The 24,460-nt window shown below is 65.1% G+C and carries 18 protein-coding genes and 1 pseudogene; 13 read left to right on the top strand and 6 right to left on the bottom strand.

The window, feature by feature from the left end; all coding sequences use genetic code 11:
- Positions 1 to 59 precede the first annotated feature (59 nt).
- The 3 genes from GEV06_03055 (at position 60) to GEV06_03065 (ending at position 4,386) form a co-directional block, all read left to right on the top strand.
- Positions 60 to 1,493, top strand: coding sequence for a sulfatase-like hydrolase/transferase (locus GEV06_03055; GenBank protein MPZ16887.1), 1,434 nt, complete (start codon positions 60 to 62; stop codon positions 1,491 to 1,493).
- A gap of 182 nt (positions 1,494 to 1,675) precedes the next feature.
- The gene (locus tag GEV06_03060; protein MPZ16888.1) at positions 1,676 to 3,664 is read left to right on the top strand and encodes a PBP1A family penicillin-binding protein; all 1,989 of its coding nucleotides are present in this window, start codon (positions 1,676 to 1,678) and stop codon (positions 3,662 to 3,664) included.
- Positions 3,661 to 4,386, top strand: coding sequence for a hypothetical protein (locus GEV06_03065; protein ID MPZ16889.1), 726 nt, complete (start codon positions 3,661 to 3,663; stop codon positions 4,384 to 4,386). Before GEV06_03060 ends, GEV06_03065 begins: the two co-directional genes overlap by 4 nt.
- A gap of 33 nt (positions 4,387 to 4,419) precedes the next feature.
- On the opposite strand, the gene GEV06_03070 is transcribed toward GEV06_03065, so the two are convergent.
- Together GEV06_03070 and GEV06_03075 are read right to left on the bottom strand one after the other, a co-directional pair.
- Positions 4,420 to 5,004 carry a hypothetical protein gene (locus GEV06_03070; protein MPZ16890.1) on the bottom strand — a complete coding sequence of 195 codons (585 nt, stop codon included), beginning with the start codon at positions 5,002 to 5,004 and terminating at the stop codon, positions 4,420 to 4,422.
- 124 nt (positions 5,005 to 5,128) lie between these two features.
- Positions 5,129 to 6,814 carry a phospholipid carrier-dependent glycosyltransferase gene (locus GEV06_03075; GenBank protein MPZ16891.1) on the bottom strand — a complete coding sequence of 562 codons (1,686 nt, stop codon included), beginning with the start codon at positions 6,812 to 6,814 and terminating at the stop codon, positions 5,129 to 5,131.
- Positions 6,815 to 6,852: 38 nt separating this feature from the next.
- Here GEV06_03075 and GEV06_03080 point away from each other — a divergent pair, with 38 nt between their 5' ends.
- From GEV06_03080 to GEV06_03105, 6 genes and pseudogenes are all read left to right on the top strand, one after another.
- Positions 6,853 to 7,485 (top strand): Uma2 family endonuclease, encoded by a 633-nt coding sequence (locus tag GEV06_03080; GenBank protein ID MPZ16892.1) that lies wholly within the window; start codon positions 6,853 to 6,855, stop codon positions 7,483 to 7,485.
- Between the two features lie 305 nt (positions 7,486 to 7,790).
- Positions 7,791 to 7,979, top strand: a complete 189-nt coding sequence (locus tag GEV06_03085) for a hypothetical protein (GenBank protein ID MPZ16893.1) — start codon at positions 7,791 to 7,793, stop codon at positions 7,977 to 7,979.
- Between the two features lie 131 nt (positions 7,980 to 8,110).
- A complete protein-coding gene (locus GEV06_03090; protein MPZ16894.1) occupies positions 8,111 to 8,383 on the top strand; it encodes a hypothetical protein in 273 nt (90 codons plus the stop codon).
- Positions 8,377 to 8,808, top strand: a pseudogene (locus tag GEV06_03095) (hypothetical protein). Before GEV06_03090 ends, GEV06_03095 begins: the two are co-directional and overlap by 7 nt.
- The gene (locus tag GEV06_03100; protein ID MPZ16895.1) at positions 8,510 to 9,352 is read left to right on the top strand and encodes a transglutaminase family protein; all 843 of its coding nucleotides are present in this window, start codon (positions 8,510 to 8,512) and stop codon (positions 9,350 to 9,352) included. Before GEV06_03095 ends, GEV06_03100 begins: the two are co-directional and overlap by 299 nt.
- Positions 9,353 to 9,534: 182 nt before the next feature.
- A complete protein-coding gene (locus GEV06_03105) occupies positions 9,535 to 11,142 on the top strand; it encodes a peptide chain release factor 3 (protein ID MPZ16896.1) in 1,608 nt (535 codons plus the stop codon).
- Between the two features lie 52 nt (positions 11,143 to 11,194).
- Here GEV06_03105 and GEV06_03110 read toward each other — a convergent pair whose 3' ends face one another.
- A complete protein-coding gene (locus GEV06_03110; protein ID MPZ16897.1) occupies positions 11,195 to 14,560 on the bottom strand; it encodes a TonB-dependent receptor plug domain-containing protein in 3,366 nt (1,121 codons plus the stop codon).
- A gap of 164 nt (positions 14,561 to 14,724) precedes the next feature.
- On the opposite strand from GEV06_03110, the gene GEV06_03115 reads away from it, so the two are divergent.
- A complete protein-coding gene (locus tag GEV06_03115) occupies positions 14,725 to 16,137 on the top strand; it encodes a sulfatase-like hydrolase/transferase (GenBank protein MPZ16898.1) in 1,413 nt (470 codons plus the stop codon).
- Positions 16,138 to 16,368: 231 nt separating this feature from the next.
- Here GEV06_03115 and GEV06_03120 read toward each other — a convergent pair whose 3' ends face one another.
- The 3 genes from GEV06_03120 to GEV06_03130 are packed head-to-tail and all read right to left on the bottom strand — an operon-like array spanning position 16,369 to position 20,415.
- Positions 16,369 to 18,051 (bottom strand): RecQ family ATP-dependent DNA helicase, encoded by a 1,683-nt coding sequence (locus GEV06_03120; protein ID MPZ16899.1) that lies wholly within the window; start codon positions 18,049 to 18,051, stop codon positions 16,369 to 16,371.
- 46 nt (positions 18,052 to 18,097) lie between these two features.
- Complete coding sequence (locus GEV06_03125; GenBank protein ID MPZ16900.1) at positions 18,098 to 19,801, bottom strand: GMC family oxidoreductase; 1,704 nt, start codon at positions 19,799 to 19,801, stop codon at positions 18,098 to 18,100.
- Complete coding sequence (locus GEV06_03130; protein ID MPZ16901.1) at positions 19,798 to 20,415, bottom strand: gluconate 2-dehydrogenase subunit 3 family protein; 618 nt, start codon at positions 20,413 to 20,415, stop codon at positions 19,798 to 19,800. Before GEV06_03130 ends, GEV06_03125 begins: the two co-directional genes overlap by 4 nt.
- A gap of 190 nt (positions 20,416 to 20,605) precedes the next feature.
- On the opposite strand from GEV06_03130, the gene GEV06_03135 reads away from it, so the two are divergent.
- The 3 genes from GEV06_03135 to GEV06_03145 all read left to right on the top strand — a co-directional run bounded on the left by GEV06_03135 (position 20,606) and on the right by GEV06_03145 (position 24,459).
- On the top strand, positions 20,606 to 21,409 hold the full coding sequence (locus tag GEV06_03135; GenBank protein MPZ16902.1) for a cupin domain-containing protein: 804 nt from the start codon (positions 20,606 to 20,608) through the stop codon (positions 21,407 to 21,409).
- Entirely contained in the window at positions 21,406 to 22,848 is a 1,443-nt protein-coding gene (locus GEV06_03140; GenBank protein ID MPZ16903.1) for an aldehyde dehydrogenase family protein, read from the top strand. The genes GEV06_03135 and GEV06_03140 overlap by 4 nt, the downstream gene beginning before the upstream one ends.
- Before the next feature lie 84 nt (positions 22,849 to 22,932).
- Positions 22,933 to 24,459: an MFS transporter gene (locus tag GEV06_03145; GenBank protein ID MPZ16904.1), complete on the top strand. Its 1,527-nt coding sequence runs from the start codon at positions 22,933 to 22,935 to the stop codon at positions 24,457 to 24,459.
- The last annotated feature ends 1 nt before the right edge of the window (position 24,460 follow it).

Raw genomic sequence — 24,460 nt, forward strand, 5'->3', positions numbered from 1 at the left:
CATCACAGCGAAGTGTGAGCTGCGTGTTGTGCCACTGTCTGGCGGTGGCATTGCTGGCAATGATCGGTGTGGCCGGCGCAAGCCGTGCGCGGCTGGATGCCAGCGCTGCTCGCCCGCAAGATGCGCCATCGGAGGAGCGGCCAAACATTCTGCTCGCTATCGCGGACGACTGGTCGTGGCCTCATGCCAGCGCGTACGGTGACAAGGCCATCTCCACACCGGTCTTCGATCGTGTGGCGCGCGAAGGCGCACTGTTCAGCAACGCGTTTACGGCGGCGCCATCGTGCACGCCCTCTCGCGCCGCCATCCTCACCGGCCAATATTCGCATCGGCTCGCCGAGGGCGCCAACCTGCACGGATTTCTGCCGTCCCGCTTTCCAGTCTATCCGGACCTTCTCGAGGAGGCGGGCTACTACGTTGGCTACACACGAAAGGGGTGGGGACCTGGCCGATTCGAGCCCGGCGGCCGTACGCGCAACCCTGCTGGCACGCAGTTCGAGGATTTCGCAGCGTTCTTGGCGAGCAGGCCCTCGAAGCAGCCGTTTGTGTTCTGGTTCGGGAGTCAGGATCCGCACAGACCCTATGAGGAAGGATCCGGCGCCGCAGCCGGGATCGACCTGGATCGGATCGAGGTGCCTCCTCATCTGCCGGACACGCGCGAGGTGCGAAGCGACCTGGCGGATTACCTCGCCGAAGTGCAACGATTCGACCGCGAGGTCGGTGAGATCCTCGAGCGACTCGAATCGGCTGGTGAGCTCGACAACACGCTCGTCGTGATCACCTCTGACAATGGGATGCCGTTCCCACGTTCGAAGGCCAACGTGTACGACGCCGGCGCTCGTATGCCGCTGGCCATCCGATGGCCGGGCAAGGTCAAGGCAGGCGCGACGGTCGATGGCTTCGTCAACCTGTCCGATCTCGCGCCGACGTTTCTGGCCGCCGCGGGGCTCGAGCCGCCGGACGAGATGACCGGTCGCAGCCTGCTCACCCTTGCAGAAGGAAAAGACGAGGCAGATCGCGACCACGTCTTCGTCGAGCGCGAGCGCCACGCACAGGTACGTAAGGGGGATCTCTCGTATCCGATGCGCGCCGTACGGACCAGCGACTGGCTCTACATTCGCAATCTTCGCCCCGACCGGTGGCCGGCTGGCGATCCAGAGATGTACTTCTCCGTGGGCCCCTTCGGGGACATCGATGGTGGACCGACCAAGCAGATCCTCTTGGATGGGCGAGACGACCCAGCGTTCTCTCGCTTCTTTCACCTCGCCACGGACAAGCGCCCGGCGGAAGAGTTCTACGACCTTCGATCGGATCCCGGCCAGCTCCGCAACGTCGCCGACGATCCCACGCACGCCAAAGAAAAGGCGCGGCTGCGCGCACTCCTCGACGACTGGATGCGCAGCACCGGTGATCCTCGTGCGACCAGCGACGATGACCGGTGGGATCGGTATCCGTACTATGGCGGTCCGGCCAAGCCCGTCAAGGGTGAATAGCGCCCGCGCACGCACTTCGCCACGTGCTCGGCGGTCCGAGGCAGGACCTCCTGAGCCGTAGACTTCCTGTATTCTGTTGGCCGTCGCGCTGGTCGCCTCCAGCCCGGCTCTGCGCGCGTCAAAGGTCGATCCGACCTTGGTCTTGCGTCGGGAGCAGGGGGCTCTGAGACGCGCATGTGCCCATGAGACACTACGCCCTTCGTGCCGCACGGCATGCGACAATCGCGTCACTGTTCGGGATCGCGATCCTCACGGGCGCCGTGTGCGGTGTGCTGTTCGCGCACGCCGCCGATCTGCCAGAGATCTCTACACTCGACAGCTACGCTCCCGCGACGATCACGCGTATCCACGCCGACAACAACGAGGTCATCGCCGAGCTCGCGGTCGAGCGTCGTCTGCCGGTGGGGTACGACGACATCGCTCCGCACCTGCGCGAAGCCATCATCGCAGCGGAAGACGGCGGTTTCGACTCGCACGTCGGAGTGAGCCTTTCGAGGCTCGCCGTGACGCTGGTACGCAATGCGTTGGAGGTCGTGCACGACGCGGTGACGGGGCGGGCGTCCCGCCCGGCTGGCGCGAGCACGCTGACGCAACAGCTCGCTCGCAGCGTCTTTGCCGAAACGGTCGGCTTCAGAATCGGAGACGTCAGCCCGGGACGGAAGATCAGAGAAGCGCTCGTCGCGCTGCAGATCGAGAAGCGCTACACCAAGCGTGAAATCCTGACCTTCTACGCCAATCACATGCCCTTTGGCCACGGCACCTATGGCGTCGAGGCTGCGGCGCGGCTCTACTTCGCGAAGTCCGCCGTGGATGTATCGCTCGAGGAAGCGGCGTTGCTGGCCGGGATTCTCCAGTCACCAGCGCGGCATAGCCCATTCGTCAACCGCGACAACGCGCGGTGGCGCCGCAACTACACAGTGCAACGGATGGCAGACGAGGGATTCATCACCCACGCACAAGCGGAGGCGAGCACGAAGAAGCCCATCGTCACACGCGGCGGCCCGCGGCGACCCGACTCGCCTGCACCGTATTTCGTCGAAGAGGTTCGCCAGGCGCTGGAGGCGAGATACGGTGCCAAGCAACTCTACGAGGGCGGGCTGCAGGTTCACACGTCGCTCAACCTCGAGCTCCAAGCGGCTGCGACGCAAGCGCTCGGGGCCGGCTTGGCACGTCTCAACAAGGGCCGCAAGGATCCCGCCGTTGAAGGCGCGGTGCTCGCGCTGCACAATGACACGGGCCAGGTGCTCGCGATGGTTGGCGGCTCGGATTTCGATCGCACGAAGTTCAACCGCGCCGTTCAAGCCAGGCGACAGATCGGATCGACCTTCAAGCCGATCGTCTACACGACTGCCGTGGATCGCGGCTATACCGCGCTGTCCCAGCTGAAAGATAAGCCCGCCTGGTACATGGTGGGCCCGGGACAGCCGCTCTATGCTCCCGAGAACTACGACCACCACTACGAGGGGGTGGTGACGCTTCGCCGTGCGCTCGAGCAGTCACGGAACGTGCCGACGGTTGGCCTGATGCACGACCTCGGCGCGCGCCAGGTGGCGGACTACGCGCGCCGGCTGGGCTTCGCGTCGCAGGTCCGCCCGTATCTCTCGAGCGCGCTCGGGTCGAGTGAAGCGACCTTGCTGGAAGTCGTGAACGCGTTCTCGGTGTTCCCCAACCAGGGCGTACGCATGCAGCCGCACTCTATCCTGCGGATAGCCGATCGGTCAGGAAGCGTGCTCCAGGAGAACCGGCCGGAGCCGCATGCCGCCATCCGGGCGGACACCGCGTATGTCATGTTGAGCCTGCTCCAGGGCGTCACGGCCCGGGGGACGGCGGCACGCGCCTCATCGCTTGGCTGGCCGCTCGGAGGGAAGACCGGAACGACCGACGATTATACGGATGCCTGGATGGTCGGTTTCGACCCCGACATCACGATTGGTGTTTGGGTGGGCTACGACACGAAGAAGACGCTGGGGCCCTCCAATGACGGGTCGGTCGCGGCGCTTCCCATTTGGCTCGATGTGATGAAGGCACACATTGCACACCACAAGGACCAGCCCAAGCCAGCGTTCGCCTCGCCGGGCAACATCGTCTTCGTCCAGCTCGACAACGGCGTCCGCGAAGCGTTCATCGCAGGAACGCAGCCAGGTGCGACTTTTGGTGACATCGACGAATGACGCGTGGCTATGACGACAGCTTCTTTCGTCTCGGTGCCATTGGTGCCGCGCTGTATCTCGGCGCCCAGTTGTTCCAGGCGGTCGCCTTCTGGTGGCTCCCCGTGGCTACGGCGCCGGGAGAAGCCATCGCCCTCAGGCAGCTCCCGTTGGACCAGATACGTAATCTCGTCGTGCTGCTTGGATTCGTGCCGCTGCTCGTGGCCTACACCGCCGCGGCGCTGACGGGCGCTCGCCGCTTCACCGGGAGCGCGATCCTGGCGATCACGTTCACGTCATTGTTCGTGGCGCTCGAGATAGGCTATCGAAGCATAGACCTCTTCGGGGTCAGCCTGCAGTGGGCCTCGGAGTACACCGCCTCCCCAGACGCAGCCGCGCGCGCAGCCGTCATCGATCGCATCCACCACTGGGAGCAGATCGTGGTGGCCTGGTACTTCGGGCTGCTGCTCACGCATGGCGCTGCCTCGATCTGCTTGGCCTGGGTTGTCCGCCGCTCCGACGCACCTGCAACTGCCGTTGTATCGCTGCTGTTCGCGCTGAACGCGCTGCGCATCCTGGCACGGATGCTCGAGATGCATGCGGGCGTTCATGGCCTCGCACCGCTCAACGCCGTCGCCTATTTCCCGATGGTCGTTGTCCTGTACGGGACGCTGACGTATTGGTTGCTCAAGCAGCGCGGCTCAGCGGACCAGGCGCCCGTGCTCCCGGGAACACGCCCCGCCTGAGACGGGCACCCTCAGCGTGAACGAGCATGCGCTTCAGAAGCGCCAGCCGGCAGCAAGGTTGACGTTCGGGTTGTGCGTCCACTCCGCCGACCGTTCGGCGCGGCCGAACCGGATGACGTTGTCTCCACCGTCGATTCGCAGCATGGTCGAGCGGGTGGGATAGACGTCAAAGACCGCTCCAACGTCGACGGCAAAGTTCGATCCGTCAATGAAACAGCTCTCAGGGGTGGGAACGATCGCCGGGCAATTCGTATCCGGCGCGAAGAAGCGCCTCGAGAAGTGCAAGACGCCTGGCCGCACCTTTCCGAACAGCCCGAAGCGGTCGTTGCGCCAGCCTGCCTTGGCGCCAACCAGCGCCTGGAACTGACGGCCACTCACCGCATCGTTGGTCGGGAAGAACGAGACGCTCGTGTCGAGCGCAAGCCAGTCGGCGACGTCATAGGTAAACCAGCCACCGATTCCGGAACGAGTCTGATCAGGATAATCGAGGGCCATCGCTGAATACTGCAGACCCACGGCGCCGCGCGGATCGGCCGCGACCTGCGCGCGCACCTCATTCGAGGCAGCAATGAAGACGACGGACACGAGAATGATGACCTTGTAGGCTTTGGACCACACGGTTAGCTCCTACGCGTAGAGGCAGGCGCGTTCCTCCCAGTGTAACGCCACATCCGGCTCGTAATCCCCCTCCGGGGGCACCTCCTGCGACGACGACCCGCGCTCGGCACCGTGCCCGTGTTCATCATTTGGGGTATTTACGGGGACGCATGACGAGGCAGAGCTCATTTGCCGGCGTCATCATGCGGCCATCGAGTAGGTGCCCCAGCCGGGGCGAGAACACGGGCTGTCGGGCCACCACCCGCAGAGGCGTACCGGCGCGGTCGATCGTGGGCTCCACATCGCGACACGACAGGACCAGATAGCGTCGAGATGGTTCAGCCAGGAATTGGACGACCTCGTCCGGGCTTTGGAGGAAGCGTACTGGCCGTCGCGCGTAGTACACGAGCGATGGATGCAATAGTGTCGAGGCGAGCGGCGCACCCGCCGGAGCGATCGTCGCCGTCGTCCGTCCCAGGGCCTGCGCGGCCTGAAAATGTCCGGCGATCTCGTCGCTCCAGCGCCACGCCACGACCGGGTACAGGAGCGCTGCCACGCAGACGACGACGCCGAGCGCCCTCGAGAGACGAGCGCTTTGAAGAGCTGCCAGGCCAGCGCCGACGGCCAGCAGCACGAGCAGCGTCGTACCGAGCAGGTCGAAGGAAAACAACCACCACAGGAGCGCCGCGAGGACCGCGCAGATCAGGGCGACCACTGCTGCTGTTGCCGCGAGCGTGCCGCGCAAGGCGCGCGACCAACCAGGAGCACCGTTGGCCGTCGCATCGACAAAGGCACCCGCTGCAATCAGGAGCGGCGGGTACGCAGGCAGCGTGTAATGAGGCAGCTTGTAGCGCGCGGCACTGAACAACGCAAGGACACCGAGGCTCCATACGGCAAGCAGCGCAACGCTCGCCCGATCGTCTCTCGACATGCGCCGCCAGGTGACGACAGCCCACACGACCGCGGCGCCAACGAGCAACGTCCAGGGCACGATCTCGCCGGGGAGGATCTTCAGATAGAACAAAGGGCCTCGGGTCGGGCCTGCGAACTTCGACGACACGGCGCGTGTGATGACTTCGTATCCGAAGTGGAGCGCGATGAAGCGCCATCCGTGCAAGGCGATCTCGAAGAGATACCAGGGCGCCGCAATACCAGCCGCCAACACGCTGCCCGCCAGCCACCGGAGTCGGGCGAGGCTGCGCCAGTCGCGCATGACGAGGAGCCAGACGGCAATCACCAGGCACGGTAGGAGGCCTATGGGCCCCTTGGTGAGGACGCCGAGACCCACCGCCGTCCACGCAACCCAGACCCAGCGGGGATCCCCACCCAACACGGCGCGCGTGAAGCCGAGCATGGCGGCGAGCACGAAGCACAGGACCGGCACGTCGGTGAGCCCCTGGCGCGCATACGTGACGAAGCGAAACGTCGAGAGCCACATCCCGCTGGCCAGCAGCGCCGCACGACGCGTGAAAAGTGTGCGACCGAGGAGATAGATGAGCAGGGCGCATCCCACCGCGGCGAAGGCCGCAGGGGCTCGGGCAGCCCACTCGCTGTCGCCCGCCATCCGAAACAGAAGGGCTTGTGCCCAGTACAAGAGGATCGGCTTCTCCCACCGCGGCGCATCGTTGAAATACGGCGTGAGATAGTCGCCGCGCGCGATCATCTGGCGCGTGGCCTCGGCGAACCGTGGCTCGTCTGGATCCCAGAGATTCGTGCCGCCGAGGGCTGGCAGCAGACACACGAGCGCGCCAACGGCGATGAGAACGACATCTCCGACAGTAGCCCAGGTCAGCCTGGGCAAGGGCTCTTCCCGCATGGACATCGCAGACATCTTGTCAGAAGCCGGCGGATCGGGCACACTCGTGTGAGATGGCCACCGTGCTCAGCGCCGCCGAACAGCGAGTGCTCTTACAGAACATCCCCTGGGAGGTCTACGAGGGCCTGCTCGCTACCCAGCAAGACGCGAGTGTACCGCGATACACGTATGACGAAGGGTTGTTGGAGATCATGAGCCCCTCGGCAGAGCACGAGCACGCCAACGATGTCATCCGACTGCTAGTCAACGTCGCGGCGGAGGAAATGGCCATCGACGTCGCGGGATTTGGCTCGACGACCTACCGGAGGAAAGACCTCGCACGTGGCTTCGAGCCGGATGCTTCGTTCTACGTCACGCACGTCAAACAGGTGCGCGGGAGGGCAACCCTCGACCTGACGACCGATCCGCCACCCGATTTGGTCGTTGAGATCGACGTGACCAAATCCTCGTTGGACAAGCTCGCGATTTTTGCACGCTTTGGCATTCGCGAAGCGTGGCGATACGACGGTACGCGGCTCACGGTCTTCGTTCTCGTGGCTGGCCAGTATGTAGAACGTCAAGCTAGCGACGTCTTTCCAGGCCTGGCCGCGGAGACGCTCACACGCTTTATTGGCGAGGCTCGCGAGCTAGAGCGGCCCGTCTGGTTGCACCGCCTCCGTGCCTGGATACGCTCGCACCGTGTCTGACCCCGGGACGCACACCCTCCCTCTGGTGGCGGGACAATCGAGTCCGTCAGATTTGGCGCTATCTCAGTCTTCTGCCGACGCGTTTGTCGCTTCGCCACCGACTGGTCCCGGACTCCCGCAGATGCGATACCGCTAGAATTCCGCGAAAAACCCAGGTAGTCGCGGGCGAAGGGCCCCGTCACGGCCGTGGCGTGCGTCTTGCTACAGTGTGACGCGGGCAGGCCAGTATCCCTGTCTCGCGGGCGCTCCAACGGCGCCGGAGCGCTCTGGTCGAGCAGGACCGTTTGTCCGTGGAGGGGTGCATCATGGAATCGGATCCCGTCGATCGCGTTCGGAGTGAGTTCATCGAGATGCCAGGCATGCGGCTGACGCTCGCACAGGCGGCGCGTTTGTGCGGTCTGGATCAGCCCGCCTGTCAGCGTGTGGTCAACGCGCTCGTGGGATCCGGGTTTCTGCGATGGACGCCCAACGGTACGATCGCGCGCGTCGAGTAGGGCAGGGCCTCCCTGGCCTGAGCGACGTCGAAGGCAACGGTGCAGACCATGGCGGCCCCTTGGGGCCGCCATACTCGTCTCCGCTTGGCGCGCTCTTCTCGGGCTACCACCTCGGTGGCGCCTACGACGAGATGTTCGAGCCGTCTGGCGGGGCGCGCCAGCACTGCCGTGCGCTCTACTGGATCAGCCGATATCTCGAGCGCGCCGAGCACACCATCCGGCTGATTGATGTCCGCCTCGATCTCGGATTGGATCGACGTCCCTCGTCTGCTGGATGGGACTTCGAACGGCTGTACGCCATCCTCAGGTTCTCGCAAACCGGAGAGCCGCCCGACACGCCAGCAGCGCTCATCGAGACGTCGGTCTTCGATCTGTCGAACCCGGATTCCGTGGCCCGTCGGTGACGGCGGCACGCGAGAACGCCCAGCAGGTCCGAGAAGAGATCAGCGCGGACATGTGGGAACAGGTGAACCGTCTCTACCTGCGGCTGAAGCAGGTCCGCACCGAGGGCCTCTGGTCCGCTCGCCCTCATTACCTGTCCCGAGTCGTCATCGAGGGAGTCCACCTGCTCAGCGCGGAGTTCCCGCGCTCTGTGCGCTTCGCCGCGGCTCGTATCGAGTCGGCGTTACAGGCCATCGCCCATCACACGTCTCGCGGTGCCATGCCCAGCCCCCGCGCGGTCAGACGGCGCAGGGTGGCAGAGGACGAGCGGAGCGGCTCGCCGGACGTTTGCACGCATCGTTGGACTATGGCCAGGTCCCAGTCCGTTTGCGCAACCGACGCAGCTGTTGCGCGACTTGGCGTCCGAGGTGGGCCTCGAGCGGGGTGACGACCCGCTCGGCACGTTGCGCCAGCTTTCGCGGGATGTCTACGCCAGCTTCGAGTACAGCCCCAAGAGCACCCGCGTCGACTCGCCGATCGACGAGGCGCTGGAGACGCGGCGCGGTGTGTGTCAAGACTTCGCGCACATCTTCATCGCCCTCGCGCGACAGATCGGCATACCCTCTCGCTATGTGAGCGGCTATCTCCTTCACGCCGCGGACAGCGCCGACCGGTCATCCGACGGCGCCACTCATGCATGGGTCGAGGTGCTGCTGCCTGACCTCGCGTGGGTCGGCTTCGATCCGACCAATGACCTCATCGCGGGCGATCGCCACATTCGAGTGGCGATTGGTCGCGACTACGCGGACGTGCCCCCGACTCGCGGCGTCTTCAAGGGGATCAGCGCCGTTCGCAGCGAGCTGGCCGTGTCGGTCCACGTTGGACCCGTGCCCCCGCCGCTGGCTGGTGAGGCGCTGCCCTTCGTGCCCTGGATGTCACGCGAGGCGGCGGCGCCGCTCGGCGACGCCAGCGCGAGCCAACAGCAGCCGTAGCGGTTTGACGCGTCGTCAGCAGTCCTGTACTCTTGTTGCTACGTTCAGGGCCTGACCGCTTGGACGTGTGTTGGTCCTCACTCGGTCGCCGCTCCCCCGCTGCACTCTCATCGTTGGCACGGCAGGGCGCATGGACGCGCCGAGATACGCCTTGTGATCTCGCGGCAGATGCACTGACGTTCATGGCTGTTTCTGCAGACGCACCGTCCTCGAGCGACCTTCTCGCCGCCGAGGTCGCCCGGCGGCGAACCTTCGCCATCATCTCGCACCCGGATGCGGGCAAGACCACCTTGACGGAGAAGACGCTCCTGTATGCTGGCGCAATTGAGCTGGCGGGAGCGGTCCGTGGCCGCAAGTCGCAGCGACACGCCCTCTCGGATTGGATGGAGGTCGAGCGTCAGCGCGGCATCTCGATTACGTCTGCCGCGCTGGAGTTCGAGCTCGACGACTGCAAGATCACGCTGCTCGACACGCCGGGACACCGCGACTTCAGCGAAGACACCTATCGCACGCTGCTGGCCGTGGACAGCGCTGTCATGGTCATCGATGCGGCCAAGGGCATCGAAGATCAGACACGAAAGCTGTTCGAGGTGTGCCGCAGGCGGGGTCTGCCGATTCTCACGTTCGTGAACAAGCTGGATCTGCCCAGCCGCGATCCGCTCGAGCTCGTCGATGAGATCGAGCGCGTCCTCCAGATCGCGGCAGCGCCGGTCAACTGGCCGATTGGCGATGGAGACCGCTTCAAGGGTGTCTACGATCTCGAGCGCCACCAGGTGCTGCTCTACGAGCGGTCCGTTGGTGGCCAGCGCCGCGCGCCCGTGGCGGTGACGAGCGTGACCGATCCGCTGCTCGTCACGCTGCTGGGCGAGGCGGCATGCGCTCGGTTACGAGAGGCAGTTGCCTTGCTCGAAACAGCCGGCACCCCTTTCGATCGCGACGCGTATCTCGCAGCCGCGCAAACCCCAGTGTTCTTCGGAAGCGCGCTCACGAACTTCGGTCTGGAGCCTTTCCTTCGGGCGCTGGTACAGCTCGCGCCGTCCCCCCGACCGCGCCCCAGCACGCGCGGCCTGATCGATCCGACGGCTCCGGACTTCAGCGGCTTCGTGTTCAAGATTCAGGCGAACATGAACCCGCGGCATCGCGATCGCATCGCGTTCGTTCGCGTCTGCTCCGGCCGGCTGAGCAGGGACATGCAGGTGATGAACCCGCGACTGAAAACGCCGGTGCGTCTCGCGCGTCCCCATCGCTTCTTCGGCCGCGAGCGGGAGACGGTCGAGACGGCCGTCGCGGGCGATGTCGTCGGCCTCGTGAATCCCGGCCGCTTTGCCATTGGGGACACGCTCTTTGCAGGAACGCCCGCGGAATATCCGCCAATCCCGCGCTTCGCCGCCGAGCACTTCGGCATCGCCCGGCTCCGCGACATCCGGTTCAAGCAGTTCGACGAGGGCGTCAAGCAGCTCGAGGAGGAAGGGCTGATGCAGGTGGTCTTCCCCACCGCGGGGCGCCGAGAGCCCATCCTCGGCGTCGTCGGAGCCCTGCAGCTCGACGTCGTGGAGGCACGCTTGACGAGCGAGTATGGAGTCTCCTGCGAAGTGCAGCGGCTGAACTACGTCTCCGCGCGCTGGGTGGCCGGCTCAGACGAGGCCATGCGTGCGATTGAGTTGCCCGGGCAGGGTGTCCTCCAGGCCACGGATCGACAAGGCCGCCTCGTGCTGCTCTTTGCGTCCAGCTGGGAGCTGGATTACTGCCAACGAAAGAATCCTGACCTGGAGCTCCTCGCGGTCGCGTGAGCCCCGAACGTGCTCGCCTTGTCACCCTTTCGGTCGGCGGCTCCTTCGCGCGTCAAAATGTGACCCGCACACCGAGCTGCACCTGCCGCGGCGGTGCAGCGCTCGTCACCGTCCCAAAGGCCATTTGCGACGCGTTGGTGTTCACCTCGTTGAGGTTCACACGGTTGAAGAGATTGAAGAAGTCGACCTGGAAGAGCACGTTCGCTGCTCCGCCGACGCCGACGCGCTTTCGCAGGGAGAGATCCCAGACGTGCAGGGCAGGTCTCTGTACCGTGCCGACGCCCGCCGTACCACGCCGCTCGTCGGGCGCCGGTGCGAACGCGTCCGTATTGAACCACCGGTCGGCTGAGCGCTCGCTCGAAGGAAGGTCGATCTCACCACCGAGATAATCGGCGCGGCGCCCGCCGGTCGACGTGTCCCCGGAGACCGTCGAGAAGCCCCCGGATTGGAGGCGAACGATACCACTCACTTCCCAGCCACCGAGCAGGCCCGCGACGAGGCCCGGGTGATCGCGCCACCAGGGCAATCGCATCGTGAACGTGCTGACAAAAATATGCGGGCGATGGAAGCCCGCGGGGCCGTAATTGTACTTTCGATCGTCGAGCTGTTCGGGATTCGCCGTCGGACCAGTGGCATCGGTTAGCGCCTTCGACCAGGTGTAACTGCCGGTGAAGGTCAACAGTCCCAAGCGGCGGGCGACATAGAGCTGCAGGGCGTCGTAATTCGAGATTGCATCGGCCTGGTAGTAGAGAATGTTCGAGTAGCCTTTGAACGGCCGAAGCGAATTGTCCGATGCCCGTTCGCCCGGCGGCAGGGCGGCGTTGGCCGCGAGCATCTCGAATGGCACGCGGTTGATGTTGGGCCGGCGAAGGAGGCTGCGTCCCCGAGTGCCCACATAGGCGACTTCTGCGAGCATGCCGCCTGGAAGCTCCCGCTGCATGCCGAGGCTGAAGCTTGTCGTGCGGGGCGGTTTCATCCCGGGGTCGATTCCCTGGACCTCGCCGAGCACGCCCGCGGCCGGCGCGCGGCCGCCCGCTGGATCGACGAGGTTGCCGTTCTCGAACTCCACGACGTCGACAAATGGAGGATTCGCGGAGGCGCGCTGCGTGATGTCGCCGCGGGGACTGTCGTAGAACAGGCCGATACCCCCACGGATGGCGGTTCTGCTGTCTCGAAATGGCGTGATCGCGAAGCTGAAGCGCGGCGCGAACCGATGCGCCGGCTCCCAGAGCGTCCGCTCGGCGCCTGCGGGGATGACGTCGAGCGCCGGGTCGCTGCTGTCGCGCGATCCGTCGCCAGCGCGAATCATCCCGTCGAAGGGATCGCCGGAACCGGGCACAACCGTGCCGTCTGGATTGACGACCACAGCCCTTGCCGGGTCGTAGAGCAACGGGTCGAAGGTCGAGAGGCGGTCGTCGCCGGAGAAGATCGGCCGGATGAATTGGTAGCGGACGCCGAGCTCGAGGCTCACGCGATTCGAGACCCTCCAGCTGTCGGTGACGAACGCTTCGTAGTTCTCCGAGCGGAAGGGGGTGACCGGCGTGCCGCTCATCTCCCTGTACCTGCGAAAGTTGCCGAGGAGCGCGTCGGCAAACGCATCGCCGGTGCGCATCGGATTGCCAGCCGAGTTGAAGGTCACATTGCCGAGCGTGAAGTCAGTGACGCGTCCGTTCTGGTCGTTCTTGGTTCGGATGTAGACAATACCCGACTTCATCGTATGCCGCCCGAGCAGCATCGTCAGGGTGTTGGTGACGGCGAAGTCAGCCGCTTCGGCGGCGTTGGCTTGCGCCGGCCCCTTGAATCCAGCGTAGTCAGTGATGGTGACATCAGGCAGTCCCCCAGGAAAGCGGCCACCATCGAACAGGTGTGGAAAGTCGAGGCCAAACGCTGACCGTTCCCAGTTGTCTCCGATCGGCGCAACATCTTGTTCCCACCACGTCATGTTTGCCTTGGCCTCGTTGACGAGCCTTGGCGAGACCACCCAGTTGTGTGTGACGAGCAGGCTGTACGGCGACCGCACTTGTTCCGTCGGAACAGTGGGCAGGTTCGAGTTGATGTTGAGCCCGAAGGGACTCGTCCTCGTGGGAGCGTCGTGCAGATACCGTCCGTACAACGTGTGGCGATCGTTGAGCCGGTAGTCGAGGCGCAGAATGTCCTGACGATAGTCGTACGGGCTGGACAACTGATAGACCGCGTTGTTTGCGGTCGGCTCATCGACGTAGCCCGCCGCGAGCGTCTCCATGGCGTCGTAGACCGCCGCCATGGCCTCGCCTTGTGGTGTGATGAGCGACGAGATGTCGCGATTCGGGACCGGCGTCGTGGTGCCTGGGAAGAAGAGGTCGCCCGTCGTACCGCTGAAGTCGCCGCGTCGCTGGGCGCGGGTCGGGAGCGTTCGCCGCACCGGACTCTCGGTGCGTCGAATGGTGCGCCACTCCTGACCACCGAAGAAGAAGACCTTGTTCCGGCGGATGGGGCCACCGAGGCTCCAGCCGTAATTGTTGAAACGCAGCTCGCCCTCTTCGACGGCAAAGAAGTCGGTTGCGTCCATGGCGTTGTCACGGAAGAACTCGAACGCACTGCCGTGGAGCTCGTTGCTGCCGCTGCGCGTGACCACGTTGATTGCCGAGCCAGCCTGGCGCCCGTACTCCGCCGAGAAGTTGGACGTCTGAATACTGACCTCCTCGATGAAGTCGAGGCCGACGTTGTGGCTCTGCGCGGTGTTGTTCGATTTGTTCAGATTGAATCCGCCATCGACCATCACGTTGTTGGAGTCGCCCCGGTTCCCGTTGACCGGCTGGTTCGACGAGTTGGCGATGGTCTGGTTGATGGCGTCGAAGTTGGTGAGCGGCACGCCCGGGATCGTCGTGGTGAGCTGGATGTAGTTGCGGGCGTTGAGCGCAAGGTTCTGCACCTGCTCGCGGTCGACGACGCGCGCCACCTCGCCCGACGTCGTGTTCACGCTCTCGCCCACGCGCGCGGCGACCTGCACGGTCTCTGACACCGCGCCAGGCTCGAGCACGACGCTCACGGTCACTCGGCCGTCGGCGACGAGCCGGTTCCCCGTCCTGACACCCTGCTTGAACCCCGTCAGCTCAGCATTGACCGTATAGGTGCCGACCGGGAGGTTGGTCACGACGTAGAAGCCTCCTCCGTCGCTGACCGTCTCGCGAGCCGCCCCGGTGCCCTCGTTGATCACGAGGACGGTCACGCCCGGCACGACGGCACCCGAGTTGTCTTCGACGACGCCGGAGATTTGACCGACCAGCGTCTGCGCGTGGAGCGGCGCGCTGGCGAGCGCGGTCAAGACGATGGCGGCACACAGCGCCGGGCAGGCGCGCGCACGTCCGACGAACGCGGGCGGGAGATCGGTGGTGCCCATGAGTCGCCCTCCATGCCGAGAACTCGACAGCGACGTCATGACATCGATGTCATGTGCGGCGTGCCGTGACAGTAGTCCGGCCGCGGCCCCAGTGTCAAGGCCCGCGACAGGCCCGCGATAGGCCCGGTTCTTTGTTCGCCCACCCGTTGGACAGGCGGGGATGACATCGATATCATGACGGCACCGTCCGAAGGAGGAACTGGATGAGAGCTGTGTGTCTCGCACTGATCGCGCTCGCCACCATGGCTTCGGCAACCACGCAGCTGCCGGAGCGGGAAAAGCTGAACGTCCTCTTCATCGTGGCTGACGATCTCAATACCGACATGGGGAGCTACGGCGCGCCGGTCGAGACACCCCACCTCGATCGCCTCGCCCAGCGCGGCGTGCGCTTCGAGCGCGCCTATTGCCAGTTTCCGTTGTGCAGCCCGAGCCGTGCGTCCTTCTTAACGGGACGGCGACCCGACCAAACGGGCGTGCTCACCAACCCGCGCAAGAACCAGTTGTCACCTCACTTCCGGGAGCGGATCCCGGACACGGTCACCCTGCCGCAGCTCTTCAAGGAACACGGATGGTTCTCGGCACGCGTCGGCAAGCTCTATCACTACGGTGTGCCGCTTCACATCGGAACGGCCAGCCTCGACGACTACATGTCCTGGGACTTCACGGTCAACCCCCGCGGCCGCGATCGCGACAGACTCGATCAGGTGTTCAGTCTCGTTCCTGGCCAGTTCGGCGGCACGCTGAGCTGGCTGGCCGACGATGGAGAAGATGCAGAGCAAACAGACGGCATCGGTGCGCTCGAGGCGGTGCGCCTGTTGGAGCGCTTCAAGAACGACGAGCGCCCCTTCTTTCTCGCCGTCGGCTTCTACAGGCCGCACACGCCATACGTCGCGCCAAAGAAATACTTCGATGGCTACCCGCGCGACGGCATCGAGCTTCCGGCGCTGAGCGCTGACGACGAGGCCCGACGTCCGGAGGCAGGCTACGCCAGCGCGAAGAAAGAACAGGACAGCATGACGGACGCGCAGCGACGTGAGGCCATTCAGGCCTATCACGCGTCGACCACGTTCATGGATGCTCAAGCCGGCCACGTCCTCGACGCGCTGGAGCGCCTCGACTTGCGTGAGCGAACCGTTGTGGTCTTCACGAGCGATCACGGCTATCACCTGGCCGACCACGGCCTGTGGCAGAAGATGAGCCTCTTCGAGCGCAGCGCCCGCGTCCCGCTCGTCATCGCAGCGCCGGGAGCCAAAGCGAACGGACAGGTGGCGCGCGGGGTCGTTGAGCTCGTGGACCTCTATCCGACGCTCGCCGCGCTGAGCCAGCTCGAGGCTCCGGACTATCTCGACGGCGTCAGCTTGCAGCCCATGCTCGACGATGCAACCAAGAGCGTGCGGGAGGCGGCCTTCACGCAGGTGCGCGATGGCTACTCGGTACGGAACGACCGCTGGCGATACATCGAATGGGCGGAAGGCGCAAAGGGGGCGCAGCTCTACGACATGGAGCGCGATGCCGACGAAACCAACAATCTCGTGGAGGACCCCGAGCACACCGACACGGTTGCCGAGCTCAAGGCGCTCTTGGAGACATATCGCCAGAAGGGAGCGGATCGGTGACAAGGTGACAGGGTGACAGGGTGACAACGTGACAGGTGACAAGGTGACAAGGTGACAAGGTGACAAGGTGACAAGGTGAGCGGGTGATTCGACAATTCGGGTTGGAAATCGTGCGACGTTTCCGATGGCTCGATGTACGCCTCGAGCAATCGAACACCCGCTCACCCTGTCACCCCTTCACCCTGTCACCCCCTCACCCTGTCACCCCCTCACCCTGTCACCCCCTTCACCCTATCGCCGGCGCACGAGCGCCGCGAAGGCGCCGCGGAGCGGAGAGCGACGTCGCCGTGATCGCGTGCGGCGCGCCACGGGAACCGCCATCATGACCTCCTCGACGCGTCCCGCCATCACCTCGCGTCCGAGCGGTGTCAGGCTGAGAGTCTGGTACTTGTCGGCCGACGTGCGAACCAGGCCGGCGGCGCATATGGCCTCGATCCACTGTTCCACCGTCTGCGGGAGCTCGTCCCGCAGCAGACCGGTGGTGGACAAGCGCGTCAACGGCTCGGGCAGACCGTCTACCTCACCGACGAGCATGGCCGCGACCTTTCGCCGCCCATACCGCTCACCCGCCCGCGCGATGCCCGACAAGATCTTCCTCACACGCAACCGAGCCGCCTCGTCCAGCGGGCGGCGGCGATCGCAGTTGCCGCATGCGCCGCACGGCTCGCGCGCGGCGGGATCGCCGAAGTAGCGCAGGATCGTCGCTCTCAGACAGCCCGCGGCATGGGCGTACGCCACCATGCGGCGCAGCTTCTTGTGATCCAGCTCCTTCCGGCGCGCGACTTCGGCCGCGTCCAACGGAGCCACCGTGCGACCGGGCAGCTCTTCTCGCGCGTGGTCGATCAGGTACTGCCGCGTCTTCACGTCGCGGTAGTCCCAGAGCAGCGTCGCGTCCGCTGGCCGGCCGTCACGACCAGCACGACCGATCTCCTGGTAGTAGGCCTCGATCGAGCCTGGAATCGCAAAGTGAATCACGGCCTCGACGTCCGGCCGATCGATGCCCATGCCGAACGCGTTGGTCGCGCAGACCACAGGCAAGGCGCCCGAAGCAAAGGCGTCTTGGACGCGGCTTCGCTCGCTATCGCGGAGTCCGCCGTGATAGGCATCCGCCGCGATGCCAGCCTCACGCAACGACTCCGCGGATTCTTCTGCACTTGCTCGGGTCGCCGTGTACACGAGTGACCGCCGACCGGCGACCAGCTGATGCAGCAGCCGCTCTTTCTCCTGCCTGCCCGACACTGGACGTATCTGCAGGTGAATGTTGGGACGGTCGAATCCCGAGACGAGCAGGTGCGGATTCGACAAGCCGAGAAGATCGACGATGTCATCGCGTACCTCGGGCGTCGCCGTGGCGGTAAACGCGGCGAGCGGCGGCCGACCGGCTTGGCCGTCACTCCGGCGACACGCGCCTGCCGCCGCGCGAAGCCGGCGATAGTCCGGCCTGAAGTCATGTCCCCATTCGGACACGCAGTGCGCCTCATCGACGACGAATCTCGCCACGGGCAAGTCACACAGTAGGCGGGCGAAGTGATCCGACGCGAACCGTTCGGGCGCCACATACAGAAGGCTGAGATCTCCTTGACGCGCCGCGGTCAGCGCTCGACGTCGCGCATCGCTCGGCAGCATCGAGTGCAGGGCGGCCGCACGAATACCGCGGCGATTCAGCTCGTCGACCTGGTCCTTCATCAGCGAAATCAACGGGGAGACCACCAGCGTGATGCCTGGAAGCAGGACCGCCGGTAACTGGAAGCCGAGAGACTTGCCGGATCCGGTCGGCATGACCGCGAGCACGTCATGGCCGTCGAGCACGGAGCGGACGAGATCCTCCTGACCGGCGCGGAACGACCCGTGGCCAAAATGACGCTGGAGAGTGGAGAGGAGATCGACCATCGCCGGCAGTGCCGCGGTAGTCATCGATACGATCTACGTTGGCCCCGGCGATCCTACCATCGTCGAGCAGCTAGAGCTCCCCGCGCTTCAGCTCATTGACCGCGTGGTCGACGGCGCGTGCCGTCAGCGCCATGTACGTGATGCTGGGATTGACACAGGACGAGCTGGTCATGCAGGCGCCGTCGGTGACAAACACATTCGGGGCCTCCCAGACCTGGTTGTCGCCGTTCAGCACGCTCGTCGTCGGGTCTCGGCCCATGCGCGCCGTTCCCATCTCATGGATGGCTCCGCCCGGCATGGCGGTCATGTCTTCCCGCTCGAGCCCGTCCTGAATCTGGACATTGTGACACCCGATGGCCTCGAGCATCTCGGCCGCTTGCGCCTTGATGTCCTTGCGCATGGCCAGCTCGTTCTCACCCCAGGAGGCGTGGATGCGCAGTACCGGGATTCCCCACGGATCGGTCTCCTTGGCGAGCTCCACGTAGTTGTCCGACCTCGGAAGGCACTCGCCAAAGCCACCGAGTCCCATGTGCCAGGGACCGGGATCGCGCAGCACGCGTTTGAGCGCCGCACCAATCTCGGGTCGGTCGGAGCCGCGGCCCCACCCCGCACGACCCGCCCCGCCTTGGTAGCCGTAGCCACGCACGAAGCCGAGCCTGTCCGAATCGGGCGCCTTCAGGTTGCGAAAACGAGGGAGGTAGGTCCCGTTGGGTCGGTCGCCTTGATAGTAACGGTCCACCAGTCCTGGGATCTCCCCGCTCGCGCCCTGCCGCAGGTGATGGTCCATCAGATAGCGCCCCAGCGCTCCGCTGCCGCCGCCGAGGCCATTGGGATGACGCCGGCTCCGGCTGTTGAGCAGCACACGCGTCGTGGCCAGGGTGGATGCACACAAGAAGATCACGCGCGCGTAGAGCTCCTGCGTCTCACCGGTTTGCGTGTCGACGACCCGCACGCCCGTCACCCGATCGCGCTGGAGGTCATAGATGATCGAGTGCACGAGGCTGGAGGGCCGCAGCGTCAGCTTCCCCGTCTTGCGTGCGGCTGGTAGGGTCGATGCCTGGCTGGAGAAGTAGCTGCCGGTCGAGCAGCCACGCGCGCAGGGACCGCAGTAATGGCACGGCAAGCGGTCACCAATCGGTTGCGTGAGCACGGCGGTGCGCCCGATGGTGAGCCGGCGATCGGGATAACGCTTCTCGAGGCGCGTCTTCACCCACTTCTCGCCGGCGTTCAACGCCATGGGCGGCTGAAACTCTCCGTCCGGGAGCTGCGACAGCCCCAGCTTCTCGCCGCTGATGCCCACGAACTTCTCGACGTACGAGTACCACGGCGCGATGTCGGCGTAGCGGATCGGCCAGTCTACGCCGTGGCCGTCCTTCAGGTTCGCCTCGAAGTCCAGGTCGCTCCAGCGGTAGCATTGGCGGCCCCAGATGAGCGATCGGCCACCGACCTGACTCCCTTGCACCCACAGGAACGGCTTTGCCTGTACGTAGGGGTTCTCGGCGTCCTTGAGAAAGTAGTGCGTGGTCGCCTCACGAAAGCTGGGCGTGTGCGCCTGTGTGGGGTGCTCTGGCGCCTGCGCTGGCGTGAGCTTCCGCTCGCGCAGTGGAAAGGCCCAGGGGGGGAGGTGTTCGGTCGGATAGTCGCCGTGCTGTTGGTCACGGCCGCGCTCGAGCACGAGGGTGCTCAGTCCCTTCTCGGTCAGCTCCTTCGCGGCCCAGCCGCCACTGATGCCCGAGCCAACAACAATGGCGTCGTAGTCGTGTTCGGTGCTCATGCCCAGGATCGCCCGCCCTCTCCATAGGGAATGTCAGCCTCCCAGGACCCGATGGGATTCGGGCGCAGCTCCTTGGTGGCGCCAACTTCGGACGTGTAGTACCCCACGATGACCAGCTCCTTGAAGGTGCGGAAGAACGATCGCAGCGGCGCGTGCGATCCGCTGGTCGGTTGGAACGCCTCCCGATTCAGCGCCTGAACCAGCTCGAGCTGCTGCCCCCTCGGCAGTGTTGTGAAATCGCCTCCAAAGCGGCGGCGCGCCCGATCGTCGACGCCATCGAGCCCTGCCAGGAACTGATCGCGCTTCTCTGATGGGTAGTAATCGGTAAGCATGGCGTCGACGAACTCGTCGACGCGTGCGGTACGCGCACCTGGACTGTCCGTCTCGGGCAGAATGTGCTCTCCCATGGCCAGCACCATCTCGCGCTGCTCAGGGGAAAGCGTTCGTCTCGCTCCGGCGATTGCCGAGGTCGAGGTGTCTGCTGGCGCCTGTGCGGCCTGACAACCAGCCAATACACCTTCGATGGTCGGCGCTGAAAGCGCACCGCCCAGCAGGCACGCGGCACGGCGCAGTGCCTCACGCCGATGAATCATGCGACGAGCGTCGAGCATCACGGCTCACGACGGATTGTCGTGCGACATATTGGTTGATAATGGAAAAACTTATCAGTGTCAAGCTGTGATGAGCGGGGGCTGAAAATCCCCGATTGGCGGCCCTCAACGGCCGCCCGCGAACCGGCATGGAACCGCCTGCTGTTGACACCTCAGTTTTTCTGTCTTCATACTCTCGGGCGAGGATTCAGGCATGATGGACAAGCCACCGGAAGTCAAGGCCGCCCACCTCCTGCGGGCGGAAGATTGGCAGTTCGAATACCGGCAGAAGTGCACGCCACAGACATCCAATCTGCAGTTGCTGACCTACGGCGTCTACCGCATCGCCGGGCGTGTGACCAGCGACGAGCTGTACCATCGGCGCGATGAAGCCATTTTGTTCTGCCTGGCCGGCGGACAGCGCGTGCAGGTGGAGGATCGAACGTTTGAGCTGAAGCACTACGACACGCTGTACGTCCCGCTCGCCACGCCATACCGGATCACGAACGACACTGACGAGCCGGGCGTGCTCGCCGTCTGCCGTGCGCCTGCAGTCAACCGACACGTGCCGTCGCACGCCGTCTGGGAGCGGGTTCACGCCGATGAGGCGCGCATCCGTCACCTCGACGGCAAGGATGTGTTCCTGATGTTCGATGTGAGCGAGGCAGGCGACCGCCTCTTGGCCGGCTACACGATCTATCAGCCGCACACGCGCGCCTGGCCGCCCCACAACCACACCGATCAGGAAGAGATCTACCTCTTCACGAAGGGCCGCGGTTCCATGGAGGTCTACGCGGACGAGAAGACCAAGACGTTCGTGCACAGCGTCAAGGCGCTCGACGCGGCAACGATCCCGCTGCTCAACTACCATCCCGTCTTCAGTCAAGACGAGGAACTGCACTTCATCTGGTGCCTGGCCGGCGAGCGGTATTGGATCGGCGACAAGCACCGCGAGTTCATGGACGCGTCTGTCGACGAGCTCACCACTGGCGCACCCTCCACCCCAAACGGCTTATGACTGACGTACGCAACGACACCGTTCACGCGCTCTATCTGGACGGCCGATGGCATCATGGCGGGCAGCCGCTGTCGGTCACCAATCCGGCGACCTCGGAGGTCTTCGCGCGGGTGGCCACCGTGGACCGCACCGGCGTTCGAGAGGCCATCGACGGCGCGGCAGCCGCCTGGCCTGGCTGGCGGGCGCTCTCGGGCAAGGAGCGTGGAGCCTTGCTCCACCGCATCGCTGGCGTGATCGCACGGCGTGCCGACGAGATCGCCCACACGATCACGCTCGAGAACGGCAAGCCGCTCGCCCAAGCTCGCGCCGAGGTGGGCATGACAGTCGACCATCTCCAATGGTTCGCCGAGGAGGCACGGCGCGCGTATGGACGCGTTGTCCCGCCCCAAGCGACGGGCAAGCGACACCTCGTCATCCAGCAGCCGATCGGCGTCGTCGGCGCGATTGCCCCCTGGAACTTCCCGCTGGTGCTCGCGGTGCGCAAGGTGGCGCCCGCCCTGGCTGCGGGATGTCCCGTCGTGTTGAAGCCAGCCGCCGCAACACCGTTGTCCGCCGTCCACTTCGCAGAGGCGGCTCATGAAGCGCGCCTTCCTGCCGGCGTGTTTCAGTTGGTCGCGGGAAGCTCTCGGGAGATCGCCGCCGAGATGTTCGCTCATCCCGCCTGCCGCAAGATTACGTTCACGGGCTCGACGGAGGTGGGACGCGACCTCATACGCCTCGCTGCCGACCGCGTGGCGAAGCTCTCGCTCGAGCTCGGTGGAAATGCTCCGGTGATCGTCTTCGATGACGCCGATCTCGACCAGGCGATCAACGGAGCGCTCGTTACCAAGTTCCGAAACACGGGCCAGTCCTGCATTGCTGCGAATCGGATCTATGTGCAGCGTGGCCTGTTCGACAGCTTCGTGGCGGGGTTCACGGAGAAGACCAAGTCGCTCGCGATCGGCAACGGTCTGGACGATGGTGTGGAGATCGGGCCGCTGCGTGACGCCACCGCGGTCGACGCTGCGCTCGCCTATGTCGAGGATGCACGCCGGCTGGGCGCCACAGTGCTGTGCGGCGGCAAGCCGGTCGACGGCCCGGGCTACTTCTTCGAGCCCACCGTGCTGGTCGACGTCGGCGAATCGGCACGTTGTCTCAGCGAAGAAGCGTTCGCGCCAATCGCGCCAATCCTGCCGTTCGACGATGAGGCGGAGGTCATTGAGCGCGCCAACCGCACGCGCTATGGCCTTGCGGCCTACCTGTTCACGACCAACCTCGGGCGTGCGTGGCGTGTCGCGGAGGCACTCGAGGCTGGGACCGTCGGCGTCAACGATGCCGTACCGACCACGAGCCAGTGCCCGTTTGGTGGCGTAAAGGAAAGCGGCGTCGGGCGAGAGCTCGGAAGCGAAGGGCTCGAAGCGTTTCTGGAAACCAAGCACATCGCGTTTGCAGGCATTTAGGAGAGCTTTGGCAACCCGTACACGACGATGGGCGAAGGCCTCTTCCAGCAGGCGTGGGACCAGACTCCGGAATCATAGAGGGTCATGGAGAGGGAGCCACGCACGGTGAGCGCGGCGGTATCGGCCGAGGCAGAGCATGCTGCGCCTTGGTACCACGGTGTCACCCGGTATCAGTGGCTCGTGCTCGTCGTCGCGTCGCTTGGCTGGATGTTCGACGCGTTCGAGGGGCAGATCTTCGTGGCCGCCATGACCGAGGCGATGCCGTCACTCGTGCCCGCGAGAACCTCCTCGGGACAAATCGGCCTGTACAACAACATCGCGCTTGGCGCCTTCCTGCTGGGTGGCGCACTTGGCGGCGTGCTGTTCGGCGTGCTCAGCGATCGCATCGGGCGGAAGCGGACCCTCTCGTTGACAATCGCGTTCTATTCCTTCTTCACCTGTCTCTCGGCAATATCGCAGGAGTGGTGGCATCTGGCCGCGTTCCGGTTCCTCGTGGCGCTCGGGGTCGGAGGAGAATGGGCGGTCGCCAGTGCGCTGGTGGCCGAGGTATTCCCGGCACGTGCACGGGCGCACGCCGGGGGGATCTTCCACGCCACGAGTGTCCTCGGAACCTATCTGGCCGTGGCGGCAGGTGTCTTCCTGATCGGCAACCCGGCGCTCTACGCATGGTCGCGCCAGGTCGGGAGTGGTTGGGTGGGTCAGTACGTCGATCCAGAAACGCTGCCCTGGCGAATTGGATTTGCGGTAGGTGTCGTACCGGCGCTGTTGATCATTTGGATCCGCAGGAGTATTCGCGAGCCTGAGACCTGGCAAGCGGCTCGAGCGCGGGCGCACAGCGAGCCGAGTCAGAAGATGGGAGCCCTGGCCGATCTGTTTCGTGGCGAGCTGATACGCCCCTCTCTCGTCGGCGTATCGCTGGCCGGGATCGGCCTCGCCACGTTCTGGGGCACGCACATCTACGGCAAGAACGCGCTGCGGCTCGTGGTCGAGCAGCAATATGTCGAGGCAGCCACGACTGGAGTCTCCGCTGGCGGCGGTCCGAGCGCCACCGCCCAGCAAAGCAACGGGCCCGCCGCCAACGCCGCTCGGAGCGCATTGACCGACCACGAGCGCCAGCGTCTCCTCGAGCGGCATGCGACTGCCCTGAAGCGATGGGAGATGCTCGGGATGTTCCTCGTCACGACCGGCGGCGGTCTCGGGCTGGTTGCCTTCGGGCCGATCTCCCAACGCACTGGCCGCCGCAGCGCTTTTTTCTTCTACCATCTCGGTGCCGTGGCGAGCGCGCTGCTCGTCTTCCAGGGCCTCGACGATGTCAGCACGTTGGTGGTGGCGCTTCCCGTCTTTGGATTCCTCACGCTGGGCATGCATGCCGGCTACGCCATCTACTTTCCAGAGCTCTACCCAACGCGCCTCCGCGGCACCGGTACCGGGTTTTGTTTCAACGCGGGCCGCATGCTTGCCGCCCCGGTGCTGCTCGTCGTGGGCTGGATGCAGGCCGGTCTGGGCTTTTCACTGACGAGTATCTCTTCATGGCTCAGCCTCCTATTCCTCCTGGGCATCGTCGTCTTGATCTTCGCCCCTGAGACGAGAGGGAGAGAGCTCAGGGACTGAC

The sequence above is a fragment of the Luteitalea sp. genome, assembly GCA_009377605.1.
Taxonomy (GTDB): Bacteria; Acidobacteriota; Vicinamibacteria; order Vicinamibacterales; family Vicinamibacteraceae; genus WHTT01.

Bases quoted from the DNA above. Each gene is read 5' to 3' on its own strand.
- GEV06_03055 (MPZ16887.1), top strand. From the start codon at position 60: ATGATCGGTGTGGCCGGCGCAAGCCGTGCGCGGCTGGATGCCAGCGCT.
- GEV06_03060 (MPZ16888.1), top strand. From the start codon at position 1,676: ATGAGACACTACGCCCTTCGTGCCGCACGGCATGCGACAATCGCGTCA.
- GEV06_03065 (MPZ16889.1), top strand. From the start codon at position 3,661: ATGACGCGTGGCTATGACGACAGCTTCTTTCGTCTCGGTGCCATTGGT.
- GEV06_03075 (MPZ16891.1), bottom strand. From the start codon at position 6,814: ATGTCTGCGATGTCCATGCGGGAAGAGCCCTTGCCCAGGCTGACCTGG.
- GEV06_03080 (MPZ16892.1), top strand. From the start codon at position 6,853: ATGGCCACCGTGCTCAGCGCCGCCGAACAGCGAGTGCTCTTACAGAAC.
- GEV06_03085 (MPZ16893.1), top strand. From the start codon at position 7,791: ATGGAATCGGATCCCGTCGATCGCGTTCGGAGTGAGTTCATCGAGATG.
- GEV06_03090 (MPZ16894.1), top strand. From the start codon at position 8,111: ATGTTCGAGCCGTCTGGCGGGGCGCGCCAGCACTGCCGTGCGCTCTAC.
- GEV06_03105 (MPZ16896.1), top strand. From the start codon at position 9,535: ATGGCTGTTTCTGCAGACGCACCGTCCTCGAGCGACCTTCTCGCCGCC.
- GEV06_03110 (MPZ16897.1), bottom strand. From the start codon at position 14,560: ATGACGTCGCTGTCGAGTTCTCGGCATGGAGGGCGACTCATGGGCACC.
- GEV06_03115 (MPZ16898.1), top strand. From the start codon at position 14,725: ATGAGAGCTGTGTGTCTCGCACTGATCGCGCTCGCCACCATGGCTTCG.
- GEV06_03120 (MPZ16899.1), bottom strand. From the start codon at position 18,051: ATGACTACCGCGGCACTGCCGGCGATGGTCGATCTCCTCTCCACTCTC.
- GEV06_03125 (MPZ16900.1), bottom strand. From the start codon at position 19,801: ATGAGCACCGAACACGACTACGACGCCATTGTTGTTGGCTCGGGCATC.
- GEV06_03135 (MPZ16902.1), top strand. From the start codon at position 20,606: ATGATGGACAAGCCACCGGAAGTCAAGGCCGCCCACCTCCTGCGGGCG.
- GEV06_03140 (MPZ16903.1), top strand. From the start codon at position 21,406: ATGACTGACGTACGCAACGACACCGTTCACGCGCTCTATCTGGACGGC.
- GEV06_03145 (MPZ16904.1), top strand. From the start codon at position 22,933: ATGGAGAGGGAGCCACGCACGGTGAGCGCGGCGGTATCGGCCGAGGCA.